2 protein-coding genes (1 of these 2 cut by a window edge) are annotated in these 21,833 nt (G+C 75.4%); both read right to left on the bottom strand.

The genetic code is table 11. The features are described from left to right. Nucleotides 1–8,169, bottom strand: partial view of a type I polyketide synthase gene (locus AC0NZQ_RS00045; RefSeq protein WP_474527559.1) — the 5' portion only. The gene continues 1,137 nt to the left of window position 1, outside the view; only the first 8,169 of its 9,306 coding nucleotides appear in the window; the start codon lies at nt 8,167–8,169; the stop codon falls past the left edge of the window. Then, complete coding sequence (locus tag AC0NZQ_RS00050; RefSeq protein WP_474527560.1) at nt 8,169–21,833, bottom strand: type I polyketide synthase; 13,665 nt, start codon at nt 21,831–21,833, stop codon at nt 8,169–8,171. Before AC0NZQ_RS00050 ends, AC0NZQ_RS00045 begins: the two co-directional genes overlap by 1 nt.

Below are 21,833 nucleotides of genomic sequence, written 5' to 3' on the forward strand. Positions count from 1 at the left end.
GGCCAGGGCAGCCACCGCCGCGGCGACCTCCGGTGCGGCGGGACCGCGACGGCTCGTCAGCAGCAGGCGGGGGGCGCCGCGCTCGGCCAACCAGCGGCAGACGTGCCCGCCCACCCCACCGGTGCCACCAGTCACCAGCACGGTGCCGCGGGGGATCCAGGGTGTCGCGGCCGGCGCGGCGCCGGCCCGCTGCAGCCGGCGGACGTGGACGCCGTCGGCGCGCAGCGCGAGCTGGTCCTCCGACTGCCGGGCCGAGCCCGCCAGCACCCGGCCGAGATCGGCGACGTCCGCCCCGGCACCGAGCTCGACGAGGCCGCCCCAGCGCGATCCGTGCTCGAGGGCGGCCACCCGGCCCAACCCCCAGACGGGAGCGTGACGTGCATCGTCCGCCGCGCCGGTGACGACCCAGAGCGGCGCGTCGACGCCGAGGTTGACCAGCGCCAGCGTGTCGACCAGACCGCGGGTGAGCGCCGGGGAGTCACCGACCGCGGTGGTGTCGAGCGCGAGCAGCGAGACGATCCCCTGCAGCCCGGCGAGCTCGATGTCGGCGTCCCGGACCAGGTCGGCCAGTTCGGTCAGCGAGCACCGGCGGACGGCGGCCCCCGCAGCGGAGAGCGCCGCGACGACCTCGACGGCGTCGGCGGAGCCATCGGCGCCGTCGCCGCCGACGACCAGCCACTGGCCGGTGAGCTCGGCGGCGGGCAGCGTGACCGGTTCCCACTCGATCCGGTAGCGCCAATCGGCCACCGTGGCGGGACCGGGCTCGCCGTGACCGCGCCGGTGGATGTGGGCGGGCCAGAAGCGAGTCGCCTCGAAGGCGTAGGTGGGCAGCGGCACGCGCCGGCCAGGGGTGACCACGTCCCACCGCACCGGCAGGCCGGCGACGTCGAGGCGGCCGAGGGCGGTGAGCACGGCGTCGACCGCCGGCACGTCGGCGCGCAGGGTCGCCACGAACTCGGCGCCGGGACGGATGCCGGGCCCCATCGCCGTGAGCGTCCCGTCGGGGCCGAGCTCGACGAAGACGTCGATGCCGTCGGCGGCGAGGGTCTCGACCGCATCGGCGAAGCGGACCGCGCTCCGCGCCTGGTCGCGCCAGTAGCCGGCGTCGGGGGTGTCGGCCAGGGTGCCGTCGAGCGCCGTGGCCCACGGGACTCGCGGCGCACGGTAGGTCAGGCCGGCGGCGATCTCGGTCAGCTCGTCGAGGACGGTGTCCATGTGGTGGGAGTGGAAGGCGTGGCTGACGCGCAGCATCCGGACCCGGTGCCCCTGCTCACGGTGCTGCTCGACCAAAGCGCTGACAGCATCCTGATCACCGGAGACCACGACCGAGGCCGGACCGTTGACCGCGGCCAGGCAGACCCCCACGGGCAGGAGGCCGAGCTCGTCCTCGGCCACCGCGATGGCGGCCATGGCACCCCCGGCCGGCAGCGCCTGCATCAACCGGGCCCGATGAGCCACCAGCCGCGCCGCGTCAGACAGCGACAGCACACCGGCGGCGTGCGCAGCAGCGATCTCACCCACCGAATGCCCGGCAACCGCCTCCGGCACGACCCCGACAGCAGCCAACAGCGCCAGCAAACCGACCTCGACGGCGAAGAGCCCCGACTGCGCGAACAAGGTGTCACGAACACGCTCAGCCGCACCGGGATCAGCGGCGGGATCCGTGAGCAGGACACCCCGGATCTCATGACCCAACTCGGCCTCGATCAACCCACAAGCCTCGTCGAACGCCGCCGCGAAGACCGCACTGCCCTCATACAGCTCACGCGCCATCCCGGCCCGCTGACTGCCCTGCCCCGCAAAGAGGAACCCGACCCGCGCGCCCGGCCTGATCGTGCCGGTGAGGACGCCGGGGGCCGACCGTCCCTCGGCCAGGGCCGACAGCCCCTCGATCGGATCGCCGAGGATCACGGCTCGGTGGTCCGAGCGGGCCCGTGTGGTGGCCAGCGACCAGGCGAGGTCCACGCGGTCGGCCTCGGGGTGGGTCAGCAGGTGGTCCCGCAGCCTCGCGGCCTGCGCGGGCAGCCCGGACGGGGTACGGGAGCTGAGCGTCAGGACGGCGGCGCCCGTCACGCAGGCCACCGGTGCGACCGTCGTCGCCGGCTCCGCCTCGGGTGCCTCCTCCAGGACGACGTGCGCGTTGGTGCCGCTGATCCCGAAGGCCGACACCGCCGCCCGGCGGGGGCGATCACCGGGCCGCCACTCGGCGCCGGCGGTGAGCAGCTCAGCGGCACCGGCGGTCCAGTCGACGTGCGGGGTCGGCTCGTCCACGTGCAGTGTCGCCGGCAGGTGGCCGTGCTGCAGCGCCAGCACCATCTTGATCACCCCGGCGACCCCGGCCGCCTGCTGACTGTGGCCGATGTTGGACTTCACCGACCCCAGCAGCACCGGGCTCTCACGCTCCTGGCCGTACGTGGCGAGAACAGCCTGCGCCTCGATCGGATCGCCCAGCGCGGTGCCGGTGCCGTGCGCCTCGACCACGTCGATATCGGCACCGGTCAGGCCGGCGTCGCCGAGCGCGGCCCGGATGACCCGCTGCTGGGACGGCCCGTTGGGGGCGGTGAGCCCGTTGGAGGCGCCGTCCTGGTTGACGGCACTGCCCTTGACCACGGCGAGCACCTGATGGCCGTGGCGGCGCGCGTCCGAGAGCCGCTCCACCAGCAGCATCCCGGCACCCTCGGCCATCCCCATCCCGTCCGCCGACGCGGCGAACGCCTTACAACGACCGTCGGCAGCCAGCACCCGCTGCCGCGAGAAGCCCACGAACTCGCTCGGGTCGACCATCACCATCACGCCACCGGCCAGCGCCAGATCGCACTCCCCCGACCGCAACGCCTGCACCGCCAGGTGCAACGCGACCAGCGACGACGAACACGCCGTGTCGATCGTGACCGCCGGCCCCTCCAACCCCAGCGCATACGAGATCCGACCCGAGAGCACGCTGCCGGTGTTGGCGACGATGAGGTAGCCCTCGGTGGCCTCGTCACCGGCCATGATCGAGCCGTAACCCGAGGGGGCTGCCCCGACGTACACGCCGGTCGCCGAGCCGCGCAGCGAGTCAGGATTCACCCCGGCGTGCTCCAGCGTCTGCCAGGTCAGCTCCAGCAGGATCCGCGACTGGGGGTCCATGGCCAGCGCCTCGCGCGGGTTGATGCCGAAGAACTCCGCGTCGAAGTCCGCGACCCCGGTGAGGAAGCCCCCCTCGGCGACGTAGGACGTCCCCGGGTTGTCCGGGTCGGGGTCGAGGAGACCCTCGGTGTCCCAGCCCCGATCGGTGGGGAACCCCGAGATCGCATCCTCACCGCGAACCAGGAGCTGCCACAGCGCCTCCGGGTCGGTGATGCCGCCGGCGTAGCGGCAGCCCATCCCGACGATGGCGATGGGGTCGTCCGCGACGCTGCGCGTGGCGACGGTGCCCGGGGCGGCGGCGCCGGCGACACCACCGACGCTGCCGACGAGGCGGCCGACCAGCTCGCCGGCGAGACCGGTCGGGGTGGGGTAGTCGAAGATCAGCGTGGACGGCAAGGTGAGTCCGGTCGCGGCGGCGAGCCGGTTGCGCAGCTCCACCGCGGTCAGCGAATCGAAACCCAGCTCGCGGAAGGCGCGGGTTGCGGGGACCTCGGCGGCGTCGGGGTGCCCCAGGACGGCGGCGGCATGGGATCGGACGAGCTCCAGCACCGTCCGCAGCCGCTGCGCCGGCTCGGCGACGACGAGCTCGGCAGCCAGCGCCGACACCGGCTCGCCACTCTCCTCCTCGGCGGCGGCGGGCTCGCGCGCCTCGACGATGAGGTCCAGCAGCGGGCGCTGCCGGGCGGCGGTGAAGACGGGGCCGAAGCGTCGCCAGTCGACGTCGGCGACGGCGAGGTACGGCTCGTCCTCGTCCAGCGCCTGGCCGAGCGCAGTGAGCGCGCGGTCGGGGTCGAGGAACCTGACGCCCTGCCGCAGTAGCTTGGCCGGCGTCACCGAGCCGGGCTTGTGCTGGTCGGCGACGGCGTCCACCGCCGCCCAGTCGCGGGTGTCCCAGACGCCCCAACCGATGGCGGTCGCACGCTGGCCGCGGCTGCGGCGGCGCTCGGCCAGGGCGTCGAGGTGGGCGTTGCCCGCGGCGTAGGCGCCGTGGTCGTTGCTGCCCCAGGTCGCCGCGATGGAGGAGAAGAGGACGAAGGCGTCGAGGTCCCGGTCGGCGGTGAGCTCGTCGAGATGGTCGGCGCCGCCGGCCTTCGCGCCGAGCGAGGACGACAGCCCGTCGGTGTCGGTCTCGGCCAGCGGCGTGACGTAGACCGTGTTCGCCGAGTGCAGCACCGAGCTCAGCGCCGGACCGGTCGCGTCGATCCGGTGCAGCAGCCCGGCAACCTGCTCGCGACGGGCCACGTCGCAGGCGATGACCTCCACTCCGGTGCCGCTGCCGGCGACCTCGGCGGCGAGGCCGGCGAGTCCTTCGGCGGCCGGTCCCGACCGGCTGGTCAACACCACGCGTTCGGCGCCGCGGTCGGCCAGCCACCGGCTGACGTACCCGCCCGTCGACCCGGTGCCGCCGGTGAGCAGGACGGTGCCCCGCGGCCGCCACCGTGACGCGTCGGGCTGGTAGGCGGCCGCCCGGACGAGGCGCCGACCGAAGACCGCGGCGGGACGGATGGCGAGCTGGTCCTCTGCCCCGGCGGTACCGGCGAGGAGCGCGCAGAACCGGCCGGCGGCGCGCGCGTCGAGCTGGGCGGGCAGGTCGATGAGGCCGCCCCAGCGGTCGGGGTGTTCCAGACTGACGACGCGGCCGAGCCCCCACGTCTGCGCCTGGAGCGGATCGACGCCGTCGCCGTCGCCGGTGCGGACCGCGCCACGGGTCACCAGCCACAGCGGCGCGGCGATTCCGGCGTCGCCCATGGCCTGCACCAGCTGCAGGTTGGCGGCAGTGCCGTGCGGCACCTGCGACCGGACGGAGTCGGTCCCGTCGAGGGCGGCGGTGGAGACGACGCCGCGCAGCGGAGTCTCGATCGTGCGCAATGCGGCGGCGAGCGCGGCACGGTCGCCGAGCGCAGCCTCGACCTCGGGGCTGACGATGACCTCGGCACCGTGGTCGGCGAGCGCGCGGGCGCAGTCGTCGCCGGCGCCGACGAGGAGCCAGCCTCCGGTGAGGCGCGCCGGGGTGGGCTCGGCGAGCGGGGTCCAGGTGACGCGGTAGCGCCAGTCGGTGACGGCGGCGTCAGCCCGCTCGCGCCGGCGCCAGGAGCGCAGCCCGGGCAGCACCTCACCGAGCGCGTCGTCCGCCACGGCCAGGGTGTCGGCGAGCTCCCGCAGATCACCCTCTTCGACGGCCGTCCAGAACTCGCGCTCGGCGCGGTCGGCGGTGTCGTACTCGGGCGCCCGACGTGTCTTTTCGGGCCAGTAGCGGCGGCGTTGGAAGGCGTAGGTGGGGAGCTCGACGGTGTTGGCGGGGGTGAGGATGCTGGTCCAGTCGACGGGCAGGCCGCGGGTCCAGGCCTCGGCCAGGGAGGTGAGCATCCGGTCGGCTCCGCCGTCGTCGCGGCGCAGCGTCCCGATCACCACCGCATCACTGCCTGCGTCACTACCGGCGTCGCTGCCGGTGTCGGCGGTGCTGGTGGCGGTGAGGGTGTCGGTGATCGCGCCGGTCAGCACCGCGTGGGGGGAGCACTCGATGAAGCTGTGGTGACCTGATCCGGAAAGTGTGTCGATCGCCCGGGTGAACCGGACCGGCTCCCGCAGCGAGCGGAACCAGTACCCGGCATCGAGCGCGTCGTCCTCGTCGAGCAGCTCACCGGTCAGCGAGGAGACCATCGCGATCTCCCCGGCTTGGGGCTCGATCGGGGCCAGGTCGGTGAGGATCTCCTCCCGCAGCAAGTCCACCTGCGGGGAGTGGGAGGCGTAGTCGACCGGGATCACCTTCGCCCGGATCCCCCGTTCCTCGGCCAGGGTCACGACTCGTTGCAGGACCTCGGGCGCACCGGAGACCACCGTCGCGGCCGGGCCGTTCACCGCCGCGATCGACACCCCGGCGATCCCCGCTGTCAGCTCCGCCACCAGCTCACGGACGGCCTGCTCGGAGGCGGCGATCGACACCATCCCCCCGGCACCGGCAATCCGGGTGAGTGCGCGGGACCGCAACGCCACCACCCGCGCCCCGTCATTGAGGGAGAGACGTCCCGCGACGACGGCGGCGGCGATCTCACCCTGCGAATGACCCACCACCGCATCCGGCACCACACCCGCCGCAGCCCACACCGCCGCCAGCGACACCATCACCGCCCACAACGCCGGCTGCACCACCCCAGCCGCCTCAAACCCGAGCTTGCCGTCCAACACCTCGTCCAGCGACCAGCCCGTGAACGGCGCCAGCGCCGCACCACACTCGGCCAACCGAGCCGCAAACACCGGACACGCCGCCGCCAACCCGCGACCCATCCCCACCCACTGCGACCCCTGACCCGGAAACACCAACACCGTCCGGCCGGCACCGGCCGACGGCGCGACACCGGTCACCACCGAGGCCGACGGCTGACCCGTCGCCACCGCCGCCAACCCCGCAGCACCCGCAGCACTGTCGGCACCGGTCAGCACCACCGCCCGATGCTCGAAGACCGACCGCGACACCACCAACGACCACGCCACCTCAGCCGGCGACAGCTCCGGCCGAGACAACACGTGCTCCCGCAACCGCCCCGCCTGCCCCGCCAACCCCGACACCGAACGCCCCGACACCAACCACGGCGCCACCGCCCCCACCAACGGCGCCGCGATCTCAGCCCCGGCGTCCGGCACCCCGGACGGCACCCCGGCCGGCACCGCCACCGCAGCAGCCGGCGCCTCCTCCACGATCACGTGCGCGTTGGTGCCGCTGATGCCGAAGGCGGAGACGGCGGCGCGACGGGGACGGTCTGTCGCGGGCCACTCCCGCTCGTCCTGCAGCAGCCGGACGTCACCGTCGGACCAGTCGACGTGCGGTGTCGGCTCGTCGGCGTGAAGGGTGCGCGGGAGCCGGCCGTGGTGCAGCGCCTGCACCATCTTGATCACGCCGGCCACCCCGGCCGCCGTCTGCGTGTGACCGATGTTCGACTTCACCGACCCCAACCACAACGGGCCAGCCCCACCCCGCTCCTGCCCATAGGTCGCCAACAACGCCTGCGCCTCGATCGGATCCCCCAAAGAGGTCCCCGTCCCGTGCGCCTCCACCACATCCACATCCGCCGCGTTCAACCGCGCATCAGCCAACGCCGCCCGGATCACCCGCTGCTGCGACGGACCATTCGGCGCCGAGAGGCCGTTGGAGGCCCCGTCCTGGTTGATGGCGCTGCCGCGGATGACCGCCAGCACCCGGTGCCCGGCACGGCGGGCGTCGCTGAGCCGTTCCAGGGCGACCATGCCGGCGCCCTCGCCCCAGCCGATCCCGTCGGCCCCGGCGGCGAAGGCCTTGCAGCGGCCGTCGGCAGCCATGCCCTGCTGCCGCGAGAACTCGACGAACGAGCCGGGGGTGGAGAGCACCGCCACGCCACCGGCGAGCGCCATCGAGCACTCCCCCGACCGCAGCGAGCGGACGGCCAGGTGCAGCGCCACCAGCGACGACGAGCACGCCGTATCCACCGTGACGGCCGGCCCCTCCAGACCGAGCGTGTAGGAGACGCGACCGGAGATGACGCTGATCGCGTTGCCGGTGAGCAGGTACCCCTCGCCACCGGTGTCGGTGGCGAGCAGGTTGGTTTCGTACCCCGACGACGACGCGCCGACGAAGACACCGGTCCGCGAACCGCGGAGCCGGTGCGGGTCGAGACCGGCACTCTCGAGGGCCTCCCAGGACACCTCCAGCGCCAGGCGCTGCTGCGGGTCCATGGCCAGCGCCTCCCGCGGGCTGATCCCGAAGAAGGCGGCATCGAACTCCGCGACGTCGTGGACGAAGCCGCCCTGGCGGGCGTAGTCGCCGTCGGTGGCGGCGATGTCCCAGCCACGATCGGTGGGGAAGGACGACACCGCGTCGACGCCGCCGGCGACGAGATCCCAGAGCTGATCCGGTCGCGTGACACCGCCCGGCAACCGGCACCCCATCCCGACCACCGCGATGGGCTCGGTGTCGCCGGACTCGAGCTGCTTGACCCGCTCCCGCGACTGGTACAGGTCGGCGGCCAGCTTCTTCAGCGCATCGAGGAGTCGCTCGTCCTGTGCCATCACGCCACGCCCAATTCGTTGTTGATGAAGTCGAGGACCTCGTCGGCCGAGGCGCCGTCCAGCCGCCCGGTGACGCCCTCGTCCGTCGTCTCGGCACCCCCTGCCAGCCACGTGGAGAGCACCGTGCGCAGCCGGGCAGTGACGTCTGCGCGGAGCTCGCCATCGGCGGGAATGCCGGCCAGCGTCGCCTCCAGGCGGTCGAGATCGGCGTGGACGGGCTCGACCGCGTCCGCCCCGAAGAGGCGCGTACGCAGCTCGGCGGCGAGCGTCTTGGCGTTCGGGTAGTCGAAGACCACGGTGGTCGGCAGCGAGAGCCCGGTGGCGGCGGCGAGCCGGTTCCGCAGGTCGACGGCGCTGAGCGACTCGAAGCCCAGATCCCGGAACGCCCGGGTGGCTGCCACCGCCTCCCGCCCGGCGTGGCCGAGGACGGCGGCCGCCTCGGCGCGCACGAGGTCGGTGAGCTCGTGCAACTGCTGGTCCCGCGAGCGCAGGGCCAGCTCGGCGTCGAGGCCGGTCGCGTCGGCGGGCTCCACCGCGGGCACGGTGACGGCCTCGGGCAGGGCGGCCAGCAGCGGACTCGGCCGGCGCAGCGTGAAGGCCGGGGCGAAGGTGGCCCAGTCGACGTCGGCGACGGTCACGGCCGTCTCGTCCGCATCGAGGGCGTGCCCCATCGCACGTACCGCGAGCGCCGGGTCCATCGGGACGAGCCCGGCCCGCTGCAGCGCTTCGCGGTGGTCCGCGCCGAGGCCGTCGCCGTCCCAGAGTCCCCAGGCGATGGCCGTCGCGCGCCGGCCCCGGGCTCGCCGCGCCGCGGCGACCGCATCGAGGTGGGCGTTGGCCGCGGCGTAACCCGGCTGCAGGCTGCTCCCCCAGGTCGCGGCGGCCGAGGAGAAGAGGACGAAGGCGTCGAGTTCGTCGTCGCTGCCGGCGGTGAGCTCGTCGAGGTGGGTCGCCCCGGCGACCTTGGCCCGCATGACGTCGGCCAGCTCCTCAGCCGTGGTGTCGGCGACCGGGCCGCCGCCGCTCACCCCCGCGGCGTGGACGACGGCGGAGAGGGCAGGTCCGGTCGACCGGATCCAGTCCAGCAGTCCGGCGACGCGCTGGCGGTCGGTGATGTCGCAGGCGACGACCTCCACGCAGCTGCCACTCTCGGCGAGCTCGGCGGCAAGCGAGGCGATGCCGGTCGAGGCGGCGCCGCCGCGGCCGGTGAGCACGATCCGGGGTGCGGTGCGGCCGGCGCACCAGCGGGCGACGTGGGCGCCGACCGCGCCGGTGCCGCCGGTGATCAGGACGCTGCCCGACGGGAGCCACGGCGCCGTCGGGCGCGGCAGCGGCGCGTGGACGAGACGCCGGGCGAGCACCCCGCCGCCTCGGAGCGCCAGCTGGTCCTCGCCGCCGTCGGCGAGGGCGGCTCGCAGCTGAGCGGCGGTACGGTCGTCCCGGCGCGACGGCAGGTCGACGAGGCCACCCCAACGCTGTGGATGCTCCAGGGCGATGACACGTCCGAGACCCCAGACCTGAGCCTGCGCGGGGTCCGGTACGTCGACGGGATCGGTCGCCACCGCGCCACGCGTCAGCACCCAGAGCGGGGCGGCGAGGTCGGCGGTGCCGAGGAGTTGGGTCAACCTCAGCGTGTCGAGCAGCCCGTCCGGGACCACCGGGTGAGCGGCAGCGGCGGAGCGACCGACGGCGAGGGTGGAGACGACGCCGGTCAGGTCCGCGGGCAGGTCGCCCGCGGCGACCGCGGCCTGCACCTCGGCCAGGGTCATCGTGGTCACGGTGGCGTCGCCGCCACGCAACGCCGCGGCGATCTCGTCGGTGGCCTCGGCATCTCCCACGACCAACCACGACCCGCCGGGGACGCGGGCGGAGAGCGTCACCGGATGCCAGTCGACCCGGTACCGCCAGGACCCGAGGGTGACATCCCGACGCTCGCGGCGACGCCAGCGGGCCAGCGCCGGCGCCACCACCTCCAAGGTGTCGCGGTCGACGGCGAGGGTCTCGGCGAGCTCGCCGAGCTCGCCGCGTTCCAGGGTGGTCCAGAACTGCGAGTCGTCGCCGGCCACCGCGGCGGGCGTGGTCTCGGGCCAGTAGCGGCGGCGTTGGAAGGCGTAGGTGGGGAGCTCGACGGTGTCGGTGGGGGTGAGGATCGTGGTCCAGTCGACGGGCAGGCCGCGGGTCCAGGCCTCGGCCAGCGAGGTGAGCATCCGGTCGGGTCCGCCGTCGTCGCGGCGCAGCGTCCCGATGACCACGGCGTCGGGGGAATCGAGGGTGTCGGTGATGGCGCCGGTGAGCACCGCATGGGGGGAGCACTCGATGAAGCTGTGGTGACTTGATCCGGAGAGTGTGTCGATCGCCCGGGTGAACCGGACCGGCTCGCGCAGCGAGCGGAACCAGTACCCGGCATCGAGCATGTCGTCCTCGTCGAGGAGGTCACCGGTCAGCGAGGAGACCATCGCGATCTCCCCGGCTTGGGGCACGATCGGGGCCAGGTCGGTGAGGATCTCCTCCCGCAGCGCATCGACCTGCGGGGAATGCGAGGCGTAATCCACCGGGATCACCTTCGCCCGCACAGCCGCCGACTCAGCGGCCGCGACAACCTGCGCCAGCACCTCCGGCGCACCGGAGACCACCGTCGCCGCCGGACCGTTCACCGCCGCCACCGACACACCGGCGATCCCCGCGACCAGCTCACGGACGGCCTGCTCGGAGGCGGCGATCGACACCATCCCCCCGGCACCGGCAATCCGCGCCAACGCACGGGACCGCAACGCCACCACCCGCGCCCCATCGCTCAAGGACAACCTGCCCGCGACGACAGCGGCGGCGATCTCCCCCTGCGAATGACCCACCACCGCATCCGGCACCACCCCCGCCGCCTGCCACACCGCAGCCAGCGACACCATCACCGCCCACAACGCCGGCTGCACCACCTCCGCCGCCTCAAACCCGTACTCACCATCGAGAACGTCGTCCAGCGACCAGCCCGTGAACGGAGCCAGCGCCGCACCACACTGCGCCAACCGAGCCGCGAACACCGGACACGAGACAGCCAACTCCCGGCCCATCCCCACCCACTGCGACCCCTGACCCGGAAACACCAACACCGTCCGGCCGGCACCAGCCGACGGCGCGACACCGGTCACCACCGACGGCGACGGCCGACCCGCTGCCAACTCGCCCAAACCCCCGGCACCGAAGACCACCGCCCGGTGATCGAAGACCGACCGCGAGACCACCAACGACCACGCCACCTCGGTCGGCGAGAGCTCCGGCCGAGACAGCAGGTGCTCCCGCAACCGCCCCGCCTGGGCAGCACGCCGCTCGGCCGACGGGGACGAGAGTGGGAGCGCGACCGGGGCGTCCAGGAGCAGGCCGGTCTCGGATCCCGACAGCTCGGCGACCGACGTCGGCGCCTCCTCGATGACGAGGTGCGCATTGGTGCCGCTGATCCCGAAGGCCGAGACGGCGGCCCGGCGCGGCCGCTCACCGGCCGGCCACGGCACCGACTCCGACAGCAACCGCACCGCACCGGCATCCCAGTCGATCTTCGAACTCGGCTGCTCGGCATGCAGCGTCCGCGGCAGCTCCTGGTGCCGGAGCGCCTGCACCATCTTGATCACGCCGGCGACCCCGGCCGCTGTCTGCGTGTGACCGATGTTCGACTTCACCGATCCCAGCCAGAGCGGCCGCTCTCGATCCCGTCCGTAGGTGGCGATGAGGGCGTTGGCCTCGATGGGGTCGCCGAGCGAGGTGCCGGTGCCGTGGGCCTCGACGGCGTCGATGTCGTCGGTGCCGAGTCCGGCGTTGGCCAGCGCTGCCCGGATCACCCGCTGCTGCGACGGGCCGTTCGGTGCCGCCAACCCGTTCGACGCGCCGTCGGAGTTCGTCGCCGAGCCGCGCAGCACCGCCAGCACGCGATGTCCGTGGCGCTGCGCATCGGAGAGGCGCTCCAGCACGATCACGCCGGCGCCCTCGCCCCAGCCGGTGCCGTCGGCACCCTCGGCGAAGGCCTTGCAGCGGCCGTCCGAGGCGAGCCCCTGCTGGCGTGCGAACTCGCCGAAGGCACCCGGCGTCGCCATCACCGCCACGCCACCGGCCAGCGCCAGCGTGCACTCCCCGGATCGCAGCGCCTGCGCGGCGAGATGCAGCGCCACCAGCGACGACGAGCACGCCGTGTCCACCGTGACGGCGGGTCCTTCCAGACCGAGGGTGTAGGCGACGCGCCCGGAGATGACGCTGCCGGCGTTGCCGGTGAGCAGGTAGCCCGCCGCCTCGCTCGCGCAGGTGACCAGTTCGCTGTAACCCGACGCCGATGCCCCGGCGAAGACGCCGGTCCGCGAGCCACGCAGCGACTGCGGGTCGACACCGGCCCGCTCCAACGCCTCCCAGGACACCTCCAGCAGCAGCCGCTGCTGCGGATCCATGGCCAGCGCCTCGCGGGGTGGGATACGGAAGAAGTCGGCGTCGAAGTGACCCGCGTCGGGGACGAAACCCCCGCGGTGCGCGAAGGGCGACGAGCCGTCGTCGGGCAACCGCCAGCCCCGGTCGCCGGGGAAGCCGCCGACCGCGTCCACGCCGTCGACGAGCAGCTCCCAGAACCGCTCCGGCCCGTCGACGCCGCCCGGGTAGCGGCACCCCATGCCGACGATGGCGATCGGCTCGTCGACCGGCCGGACCGACGGCACCACCGTCGGTGTCTCGGTGCTGCCGACGAGTTCGTCGTGCAGATGGGCGGCGAGCGCCGCCGGCGTCGGCCGGTCGAAGACGACGGTGGCGGGCAGCCGCAGACCGGTGGCGGCAGCGAGGCGGTCGCGGAGCTCGACCGAGGTGAGCGAGTCCACCCCGAGGTCACGGAAGGGCCGTGCGGCGGCGATCTCGTCGAGGCCGTCATGGCCGAGGACGGCAGCGGTCTGGCGGCGGACCAGCTCGATCAGCTGCCGGTCACGCTCGGCCGGGGCCAGACCCCGCAGCCGGGACGCCAGCTCCGACTCGACCGCGGCCTCGCCGGAGCCGGCACGGTCGGCCAGGGCGGCGACCGCCTCGGGCAGCTCGCGCAGCAGCGGGCTCGGCCGGCGCAGCGTGAACATCGGCGCGAAGGACGACCAGTCGACATCGGCGATGGTGACGTGCGGCTCGCCCGAGTCGAGCGTCCGCGCCAGGGCCCGCACAGCCAGGGCCGGCGCCATCGGACGGATGCCGCGGCGCCGCACCGTCTCACCCGCTGCGCCGGCACCGAGGCCGGCGCCGTCCCAGAGCCCCCAGGCGATGCTGGTCGCCGGCAGGCCGCGAGCACGACGATCCGCGGCGAGCGCCTCGACCGCCGCGTTGCCGGCCGCGTAGCCGGGCTGCAGTCCGCTGCCCCAGGTGGCGGCGATGGAGGAGAAGAGCACGAAGGCGTCGAGCGGACGGTCGCCGACGAGCTCGTCCAGGTGCCGGGCCCCGTCGACCTTGGCCGCGGTGACGCGGGCGTGCTCCGCGACATCGGTGTCGGCGAGGGCGCAGGACTCGCTGACGCCGGCGGTGTGCACGATCGCGCTCAGCTCGGTGAGCCGGGCGACGATGGCGGCGACCGCCGAACGCTCGGCGATGTCGGCGGCGAGAACCTCGACATCGCTGCCGCGACCTGCCAGCTCGGCGGCCGAGCCCGCGACGCCGGGTGCCTCGGGACCGCGGCGCCCGACGAGCGCCAGCCGGGGGGCGGCCCGGTCGACGAGCCAGCGGGCGACGTGGCCGGCGAGTCCGCCGGTGCCACCGGTGACCAGGACCGTCCCGCTCGTCCGGAACCCGGCGCCGGTCGCTGCCGGCTGCGCCCCCCGGACGAGGCGGCGGGCTCGGATGCCCGTCGGGCGGATCGCCACCTGGTCCTCGTCGGCGGCACCGAGCACGGCCACCAGCCGGTCCGCGGCGGCGGCGTCCAGACGGCCGGGGAGATCGACGAGCCCACCCCACCGGTCGGGATGTTCGAGGCCCGCGACCCGGCCGAGACCCCAGAGCCGGGCTCCGTCGGGACTGACGCGGGCGCCGTCCAGGTCGACCGCGCCACGGGTGAGCAGCCACAGTGGCGCCGGGCAGCCGGCCAGCCCCTGGATCAGGGCGAGAGTGTCGGCGACGGCGGCCGGGACGCCGGCACCGGCGAGGTCGACGGACCCCGCGAGCGCGACGGCCGACACCACGCCGCGCAGGTCCGCGATGCCGGCGGCGACCTCGGCCACCTCCGCCACGCCGCAGCCGACCACGTCGGCTCCCCGCGCGCGGAGCGCGTCGGCGATCTCGCCCTCGTCACCGACCAGCAGCCAGCTGCCGGAGAGCCGATCCGCCGCGGGCGCCACCGGAACCCAGCTGGTGCGGTAGCGCCACCGGGCCGCGACGGCGTCGTCCTGCTCGTCGCGCCGCCAGGCCGTCAGGTCGGGAAGCAGATCGCGCAGCGGCCGGTCGGCGTCGAGCGGCAGCGCGGAGAGGTCCCCGCTGTCGACGGCCTGCCAGAACGTCGACTCCTCGCCGCCGTCGCGGTGGGCAGTGTCGCGCTCGGGCCAGAACCGGCGGTGGCCGAAGGCGTAGGTGGGCAGCGGCACGACCCGGCCGGTGAGCAGGCGGCGCCAGTCGACCGTGACACCGTGGACGTGGGCGCGCGCCAGCGCGGTGCGCAGCGCGGTCTCGGCCGGCACGTCCCGGCTCAGCACCGGCAGGAAGAGGGCGTCCGGCAGGGTCGCCGCCCCCATCGCGGAGACGGTCGAGTCCGGGCCGATCTCGACGAAGGTGCCGGCCCCCTGCTCGGCCAGCGCCTGCAGCGCGGCGGCGAAGCGGACCGCGCCGCGCGCCTGCGCGGGCCAGTACTGCGCCGTCGGCTCCGCCACCAGCGCTCCGTCCAGGGCGCCGGCCCACGGCAGGGTCGGGGCCGCGTGCGGCAGCTCGGCGGCCAGCTCGGCGAGCTCCGGCAGGCAGGGGTCCATGCGGTGGGAGTGGAAGGCGTGGCTGACGCGCAGCCGACGGACGCGGCGACCCCGCTGCTGCCAGCGTTGCGCGACGGCGTCCACGGCGGCCGCCTCGCCGGAGATCGCGACCGACCGGGGGCCGTTGACCGCGGCCAGGCTCACCCCGTCGGGGAGGCCGTCGGCGAGCAGCTCGTCCTCGGCGGCCTCCACCGCCGCCATCGCGCCGCCCGCCGGCAGGACCTGCATCAGCGACGCGCGGCGCGCGACCAGCCGCGCCGCGTCGGCGAGGCTCAGCACGCCCGCGGTGTGGGCCGCGGCGATCTCGCCGACCGAGTGCCCGGCGACGGCCTGCGGCCGGATGCCCCGCTCGGTGAGCAGGGCGACGAGACCGATCTGCAACGCGAAGAGGCCGGTCTGCGCGTAGAGCGTCTCGTCGGCACGGGCCTCGGTGGCCTCGCCGTGCAGGACGACGTCCCGGATGTCGCGGTGCAGCTCCGCCCCGACGAGGTCGCAGGCGCGGTCGAAGGCGGCGGCGAAGGCCGGCTCGGCGGCGTGCAGCTCGCGCGCCATCCCGGCCCGCTGGCTGCCCTGGCCGGCGAAGAGGAAGCCGACCCGACCGGAGCGGACGCTGCCGGTCGCTACCCCCGGCGAGGGACGGCCGGCGGCGAGTTCGGCGAGGCCGTCGAGCAGCTCGGTCCGGTCGGCGCCGAGCACGACGGCGCGGTGGTCGAAGGCGGTGCGAGTGGTCGCCAGGGACCAGCCCACGTCGGCGGGGTCCAGCTCGGGATGGGCCGTGACGTGCTCGTGCAGCCGCTGCGCCTGGCCCGCGAGTTGCCGCGGGTTGCGGGCCGAGACGAGCCACACCGGAGCCGAGCCGCCGGCCGGTGGCGCCTCGACAGGCGCGGCCGGAGCCTCCTCCAGGATGACGTGCGCGTTCGTGCCGCTGATGCCGAAGGCCGAGACCCCGGCCCGCCGCGGCCGGGGGCCGGCACGCCAGTCGGCGGCGTCCCGCAGCAGCTCGACCTGACCGGCCGACCAGTCCACGTGCGGGGACTGCTCGTCCGCGTGCAGCGTCGCGGGGAGCAGGCCGTGCTCCAGCGCCAGGACCATCTTCATCACGCCGGCGACGCCGGCGGCCTGCTGCGCGTGGCCGAAGTTCGACTTCACCGACCCCAGCCGCAGCGGGGCGGCCGCGCCGCGGTCCCGGCCGTAGGTGGCCAGCAGTGCTTGCGCCTCGATCGGGTCGCCGAGCGCGGTCCCCGTGCCGTGCGCCTCGACGGCGTCGACGTCGGCCGCCGCGAGCCGGGCGTCGGCCAGCGCGGCGCGGATGACCCGCTGCTGCGCCGCGCCGCTGGGGGCGGTGAGCCCGTTGGAGGCACCGTCGGAGTTGACGGCACTGCCCCGGACCACCGCGAGCACGCGGTGGCCGTGGCGGCGCGCGTCGGAGAGCCGCTCCAGCGCGAGCATCCCGGCACCCTCGGCCCAGCCCGTCCCGTCGGCGTCGGCCGAGAACGCCTTGCACCGGCCGTCCGCGGCCAGTCCCTGCTGCCGGGCGAACTCGGCGAAGACGGCCGGGTCGGCCATCACGGTCACGCCGCCGGCGAGGGCGAGCGTGCACTCGCCGGAGCGCAGCGCCTGCACGGCCAGGTGCAGGGCGACCAGCGAGGAGGAGCAGGCGGTGTCCACCGACAACGCCGGCCCCTCCAACCCGAGGGCGTAGGCGATCCGTCCGGAGAGGATGCTCGTCGCGGTCCCCATCATCAGGTGGCTGTCGCCGGCCAGGACGGTGCCCGCCCCGTACCCGGAGGCGGCGGCGCCGGCGAAGACACCGGTGCGCGAACCCCGCAGCGACCGCGGGTCCAGCCCGGCCCGCTCGAGCGCCTCCCAGGAGACCTCCAGCAGCAACCGCTGCTGCGGGTCCATCGCCAGCGCCTCGCGCGGCGGGATGCCGAAGAAGTCGGGGTCGAAGTCGGCGGCGTCGGCGAGGAACCCGCCGACCTGCGCGTAGTGCGCCTCGGGCTGCTCCCACCCGCGGTCCGTCGGGAAGCCGCCGACGGCGTCGGTGCGCGTCACCAGCAGCTGCCAGAAGCCCTCGGGCGTGCTCACCGAGCCGGGCAGCCTCATCCCCATCCCGACGACGGCGATGGGGTCGTCGGCCGGGTCGCTGCCGGTCCCGGCACCGGGCACGGCCGCAGCCTCGTCGTGGCCGCCGCCCAGCTCGCGGGCCAGGTACGCCGCGAGCGCGGTGGGGCTCGGGTGGTCGAAGACCAGGGTCGCCGGCAGGGCCAGCCCCGTCGCGGCCGCGAGCCGGTCGCGCAGCTCCATCGAGGTGAGCGAGTCGAAGCCGAGCTCCTTGAAGGCTCGGGTCGGGTCGACGTCGCCGGCCCCGGCATGACCGAGCAGCGCCGCCGTCTGCTCGCGGACCAGCTCGGTCAGCTGCTCGAGGTCAGGGCCCGGCTGCCGGGCGGTGACGTCGGCGGCCGCCACGGCGGACGGTGCCTCGTTCGGGATAAGCCCGGCCAGCAGCGGGCTCGGCCGGCGCAGCGTGAAGGAGGCACCGAAGGTGGCCCAGTCGATGTCCGCGACGGTGATGACGCCGCCGCTGGCGGCGGTGCCCGCCGGATCGTCGAGGGCGTCGGCGAGGGCGTGCAGCGCCTGCGCCGGCTCCAGGGGACGCAGTCCGCGCCGCCGCGCCTGCTCGCCGCCGTCACTGTCGCCGAGGCCGGCGCCACCCCAGAGCCCCCAGGCCATCGAGGTGCCGACCAGGCCGCGGGCCCGCCGCCCCGCGACGACGGCATCGAGGTGCGCGTTCGCCGCGGCGTAGCCGGGCTGCCAGGCGCTGCCCCAGGTCGCCGACACCGAGGAGAAGGTGACGAAGGCGTCCAGCTCGCCGGTGAGCTCGTCGAGGTGCCGGGCGCCGGCCACCTTGGCCGCCGTCACCGCCGCCTGCTCGGCGACGGTGGTCTCGTCCAGCGGGGTTGCCTGACCCACGCCGGCGGCGTGGAAGACCGCCGACACCGGCGCGGAGCCGGCGAGGAGGGCGGCGACGTGGTCCCGGTCGGCGATGTCGGCGGCGACGACATCGACGGTGGTGCCGGCGGCGGCCAGCTCGGCGACGAGCGCGGCGACGCCGGCGGCGGCCGGGCCGCGGCGCGAGGTGAGGGTCAGCCGCCGGCACGACCGTCCGGTGAGCCAGCGGGCGACGTGCCCGCCGAGGGCGCCGGTGCCGCCGGTGACGAGCACCCGGCCGCCGGGCGTCCAGCGGGTGCGGGCCGTCCCGGCGCGGCCGGCGGTTACGGCGCGCCGCAGCCGCCGGGCCAGGACGCCCTGCCGGCGGAGGGCGAGCTGATCCTCACCGGTCGTCGCGGCGAGCACCGCAGCGACCCTGGCCCCGGTGGCGGGATCGAGGTCGCCGGCAGCCGATGCCGCCGGCAGGTCGATCAGCCCGCCCCAGCGCTCCGGGTGCTCCAGGGCGACGACGCGCCCCAGTCCCCAGACCTGCGCCTGCGCCGGCACCGGGACCTCGTCGGGGGTGACGGCCACCGCACCGCGGGTGAGGAGCCAGAGGGGGACGTCCCGGACGGCCTGCGCCAGGTGCAGCGTCTCGACGAGGCCGCTGGTCAGCTCCGCGTGCTCGGGGTGTGGCGTCGCATCCAGGGCCAGCAGCGAGACGACACCGGCGAGGCCGTCGTCCGGCAGCTCCCCGGTCCCGTCGGCGCTGACGACCCGTGCCCCGCGCTCGCGCAGGGCGTCGGTGACCGCGGCGGCGACGTCCCGGCCGCCGGGACGGCCGCCGCCGACGACCAGCCACGTGCCCGTCAGGGCACCCCCGCTCGGTCCGTCGACGGCCTCCCACTCGACGGCATAGCGCAGCTGCGCCACCGCCTCGTCGTCCCGCTCCCGCCGCCGCCAGGACGCCAGCGGCGGCAACAGCCGGGGCAGGGTCGCCCGCAGCGTGTCGTCCGGCAACTCCAGCTCGGCGGCGAGGCCGGCGGCGTCGCCGCGCGCCACCATCTCCCACAGCCGGGAATCCGGTGCCGACGCGGCGACCGGCGGCCGCTCGCCGGGCCAGTAGCGGCGGTGCTCGAAGGGGTAGGTCGGCAGCTCGACGCGACGGCCCCCCGCCCGCCGCGCCCAGGCGACGGGCACGCCGTGGACGTAGGCGCGGGCCAGCCCGGTGAGCAGCGCGTCGGCGTCGGCGGACTGCCGGCCCAGTAGCGGCACGAAGGCGGCGTCCGGCATCACCTGGGCGCCCATCGCCGAGAGCGTCCCGTCCGGGCCGATCTCCAGGTACGTGGTGACGCCCTGCGCGGCGAGGGTCTGCAGCGCCGCCGCGAAGCGCACGCTGCCGCGCGCCTGCGCCGGCCAGTACGACGGGTCGAGCGAGTCGACGAGCGCACCGTCCAGCGCGCCTGCCCAGGGCAGCCGCGGCGCCGCGGTCGGCAGCGTCGCCGCGAGCCGGCCGAGCTCGTCCAGCACCGGGTCCATCGCTGCGGAGTGGAAGGCGTGGCTCACCCGGAGCCGGCGTGCCCGGCGACCCCGTGCCTGCCACCGGTCCACCACCGCCGCGACGGCGTCGACCGGGCCGGAGAGCACCACCGACGCCGGTCCGTTCACGGCGGCCAGCGAGAGCTCGGGCGCCGCGGCGAGGTCGGCGGCGACCTCGTCCTCGCTCGCCGCGAGCGCCGCCATCGCACCCCCGGCGGGCAGCGACTGCATCGACCGGGCCCGGTGGGCGACGAGCCGAGCGGCCTCGCGGAGCCCGAGCGCACCGGCGGTGTGGGCGGCGGCGATCTCGCCGACGCTGTGCCCGGCCACCGCCTCCGGGCTGATGCCGTACTCGGCCAGGCTGGCGACAAGCGCGATCTCGAAGGCGAAGAGTCCGGTCTGCGCGAAGAGGGTCTGGTCGGCACGGTCGTCGGCGCCGTCGCCGAGCAGCACCTCGCGCACCGGATGACCGAGCTCGGCCTCGATGAGCGCGCAGGCCTCGTCGAAGGTGGCGGCGAAGGCGGGGTCGGCGGCGTGCAGGGCGCGTGCCATGCCGGCGCGCTGCGCACCCTGGCCGGCGAAGACGAAGCCGAGCCGGCCACGTCGCGCCGTGCCGGTGACGACCCGCGACGCGCGACCCGCCGCGACCTCGTCCAGGCCGGCCAGCAGCTCGTCGCGGTCGGCGCCGATGACGACGGCGCGGCATTCGAAGGGCGTCCGGGTGGTGGCGAGGGAGAAGGCGACGTCCTGCGCAGCGAGGTCCGGCCGCACGGTCACGTGGTCGCGCAGCCGCTCGGCCTGCGCCGCCAGGGACGTCGGCGTCCGCGCCGACAGCGGCCAGACGACCGCGTCACCGGTCGGGGCCGTCGGGGCGGCGGCCGAGGTGGGGGCGGCGGGGGCTTCTTCCAGGATGAGGTGGACGTTGGTGCCGCTGGCTCCGAAGGCCGAGACGCCCGCCCGGCGGATCCGCTCGCCGGCGGGCCAGTCGACGGGCTGCTGCAGCAGGCGCAGGTCGCCGGCCGACCAGTCGACGTGCGGCGTCGGGTGCGCCGCGTGCAGGGTGGCGGGCAGCTGCTGGTGGCGCAGCGCGAGCACCATCTTGAGCAACGCCGCCGCGCCGGCCGCGGTCTGCGTGTGCCCGATGTTGGACTTCAGCGAGCCCAGCCAGAGCGGCCGGTCCCGACCGGTGCCGTAGGTGGCCAGCAGCGCGTCCGCCTCGATCGGGTCGCCGAGGGCGGTGCCGGTGCCGTGGGCCTCGACCGTGTCGATGTCGCCGGGCGCGAGGCCGGCCTCGGCCAGCGCCGCCCGGATGACGCGCTGCTGCGCCGGGCCGCTCGGCGCGGTGAGGCCGTTGGAGGCACCGTCGGAGTTGGCGGCGCTGCCCCGGATGACGGCCAGGACCTCGTGCCCGTGGCGGACCGCGTCGCCGAGGCGCTCCAGCACCACCAGGGCCGCGCCCTCGCCCCAGCCGGTGCCGTCGGCATCGGCGGCGAAGGAGCGGCAGCGGCCGTCCGCGGCGAGCCCACCCTGCCGGGCGAACTCGGCGAACATGCCCGGCGTCACCATCACCATGACGCCGCCGGCGACGGCGAGCGAGCACTCGCCGGCGCGCAGCGCCCGGGCGGCCAGGTGGACGGCGAGCAGTGAGGAGGAGCAGGCGGTGTCGACGGTGACCGCCGGCCCGGTGAGCCCCAGGGAGTAGGCGACCCGACCGGAGAGGACGCTCAGCGCGCTCCCCGCGACCAGGTGGCCTTCGGCGGCGGCCCGCTCCCGCGACACCCAGTCGTAGCCGGACGAGGTCGCGCCGACGTAGACACCGGTGCGTGACCCGTGCAGCGAGCGGGGGTCCATGCCGGCCTGCTCGATCGCCTCCCAGGTCACCTCCAGCAGCAGCCGCTGCTGCGGGTCCATCGCCTGCGCCTCGCGCGGCGAGAGGTCGAAGAAGCCGGCATCGAAGCCGGGCGCGTCGTGGACGAAGCCGCCCTGCCGAGCCTGCGCCGTCCCCAGCTCGGCGGTCTCCCAGCCGCGGTCGGTGGGCAGCGGCCCGACCGCGTCGACGCCGTCGGCGAGCAGCTGCCAGAGGTCCGCCGGGCCCTGCACGCCGCCGGGCAGCCGGCAGCCCAGCCCGACCACCGCGATCGGCTCGGCGGCGGCCGCCTCGACCTCGCGCAACCTGCCGCGGGTCTCGTGCAGGGTGGCGGTGACCTGCTTCAGGTAGTGGCGGAGCTTCTCCTCGCTCAT

The organism is Jatrophihabitans sp. sgz311053 (assembly GCF_056135305.1).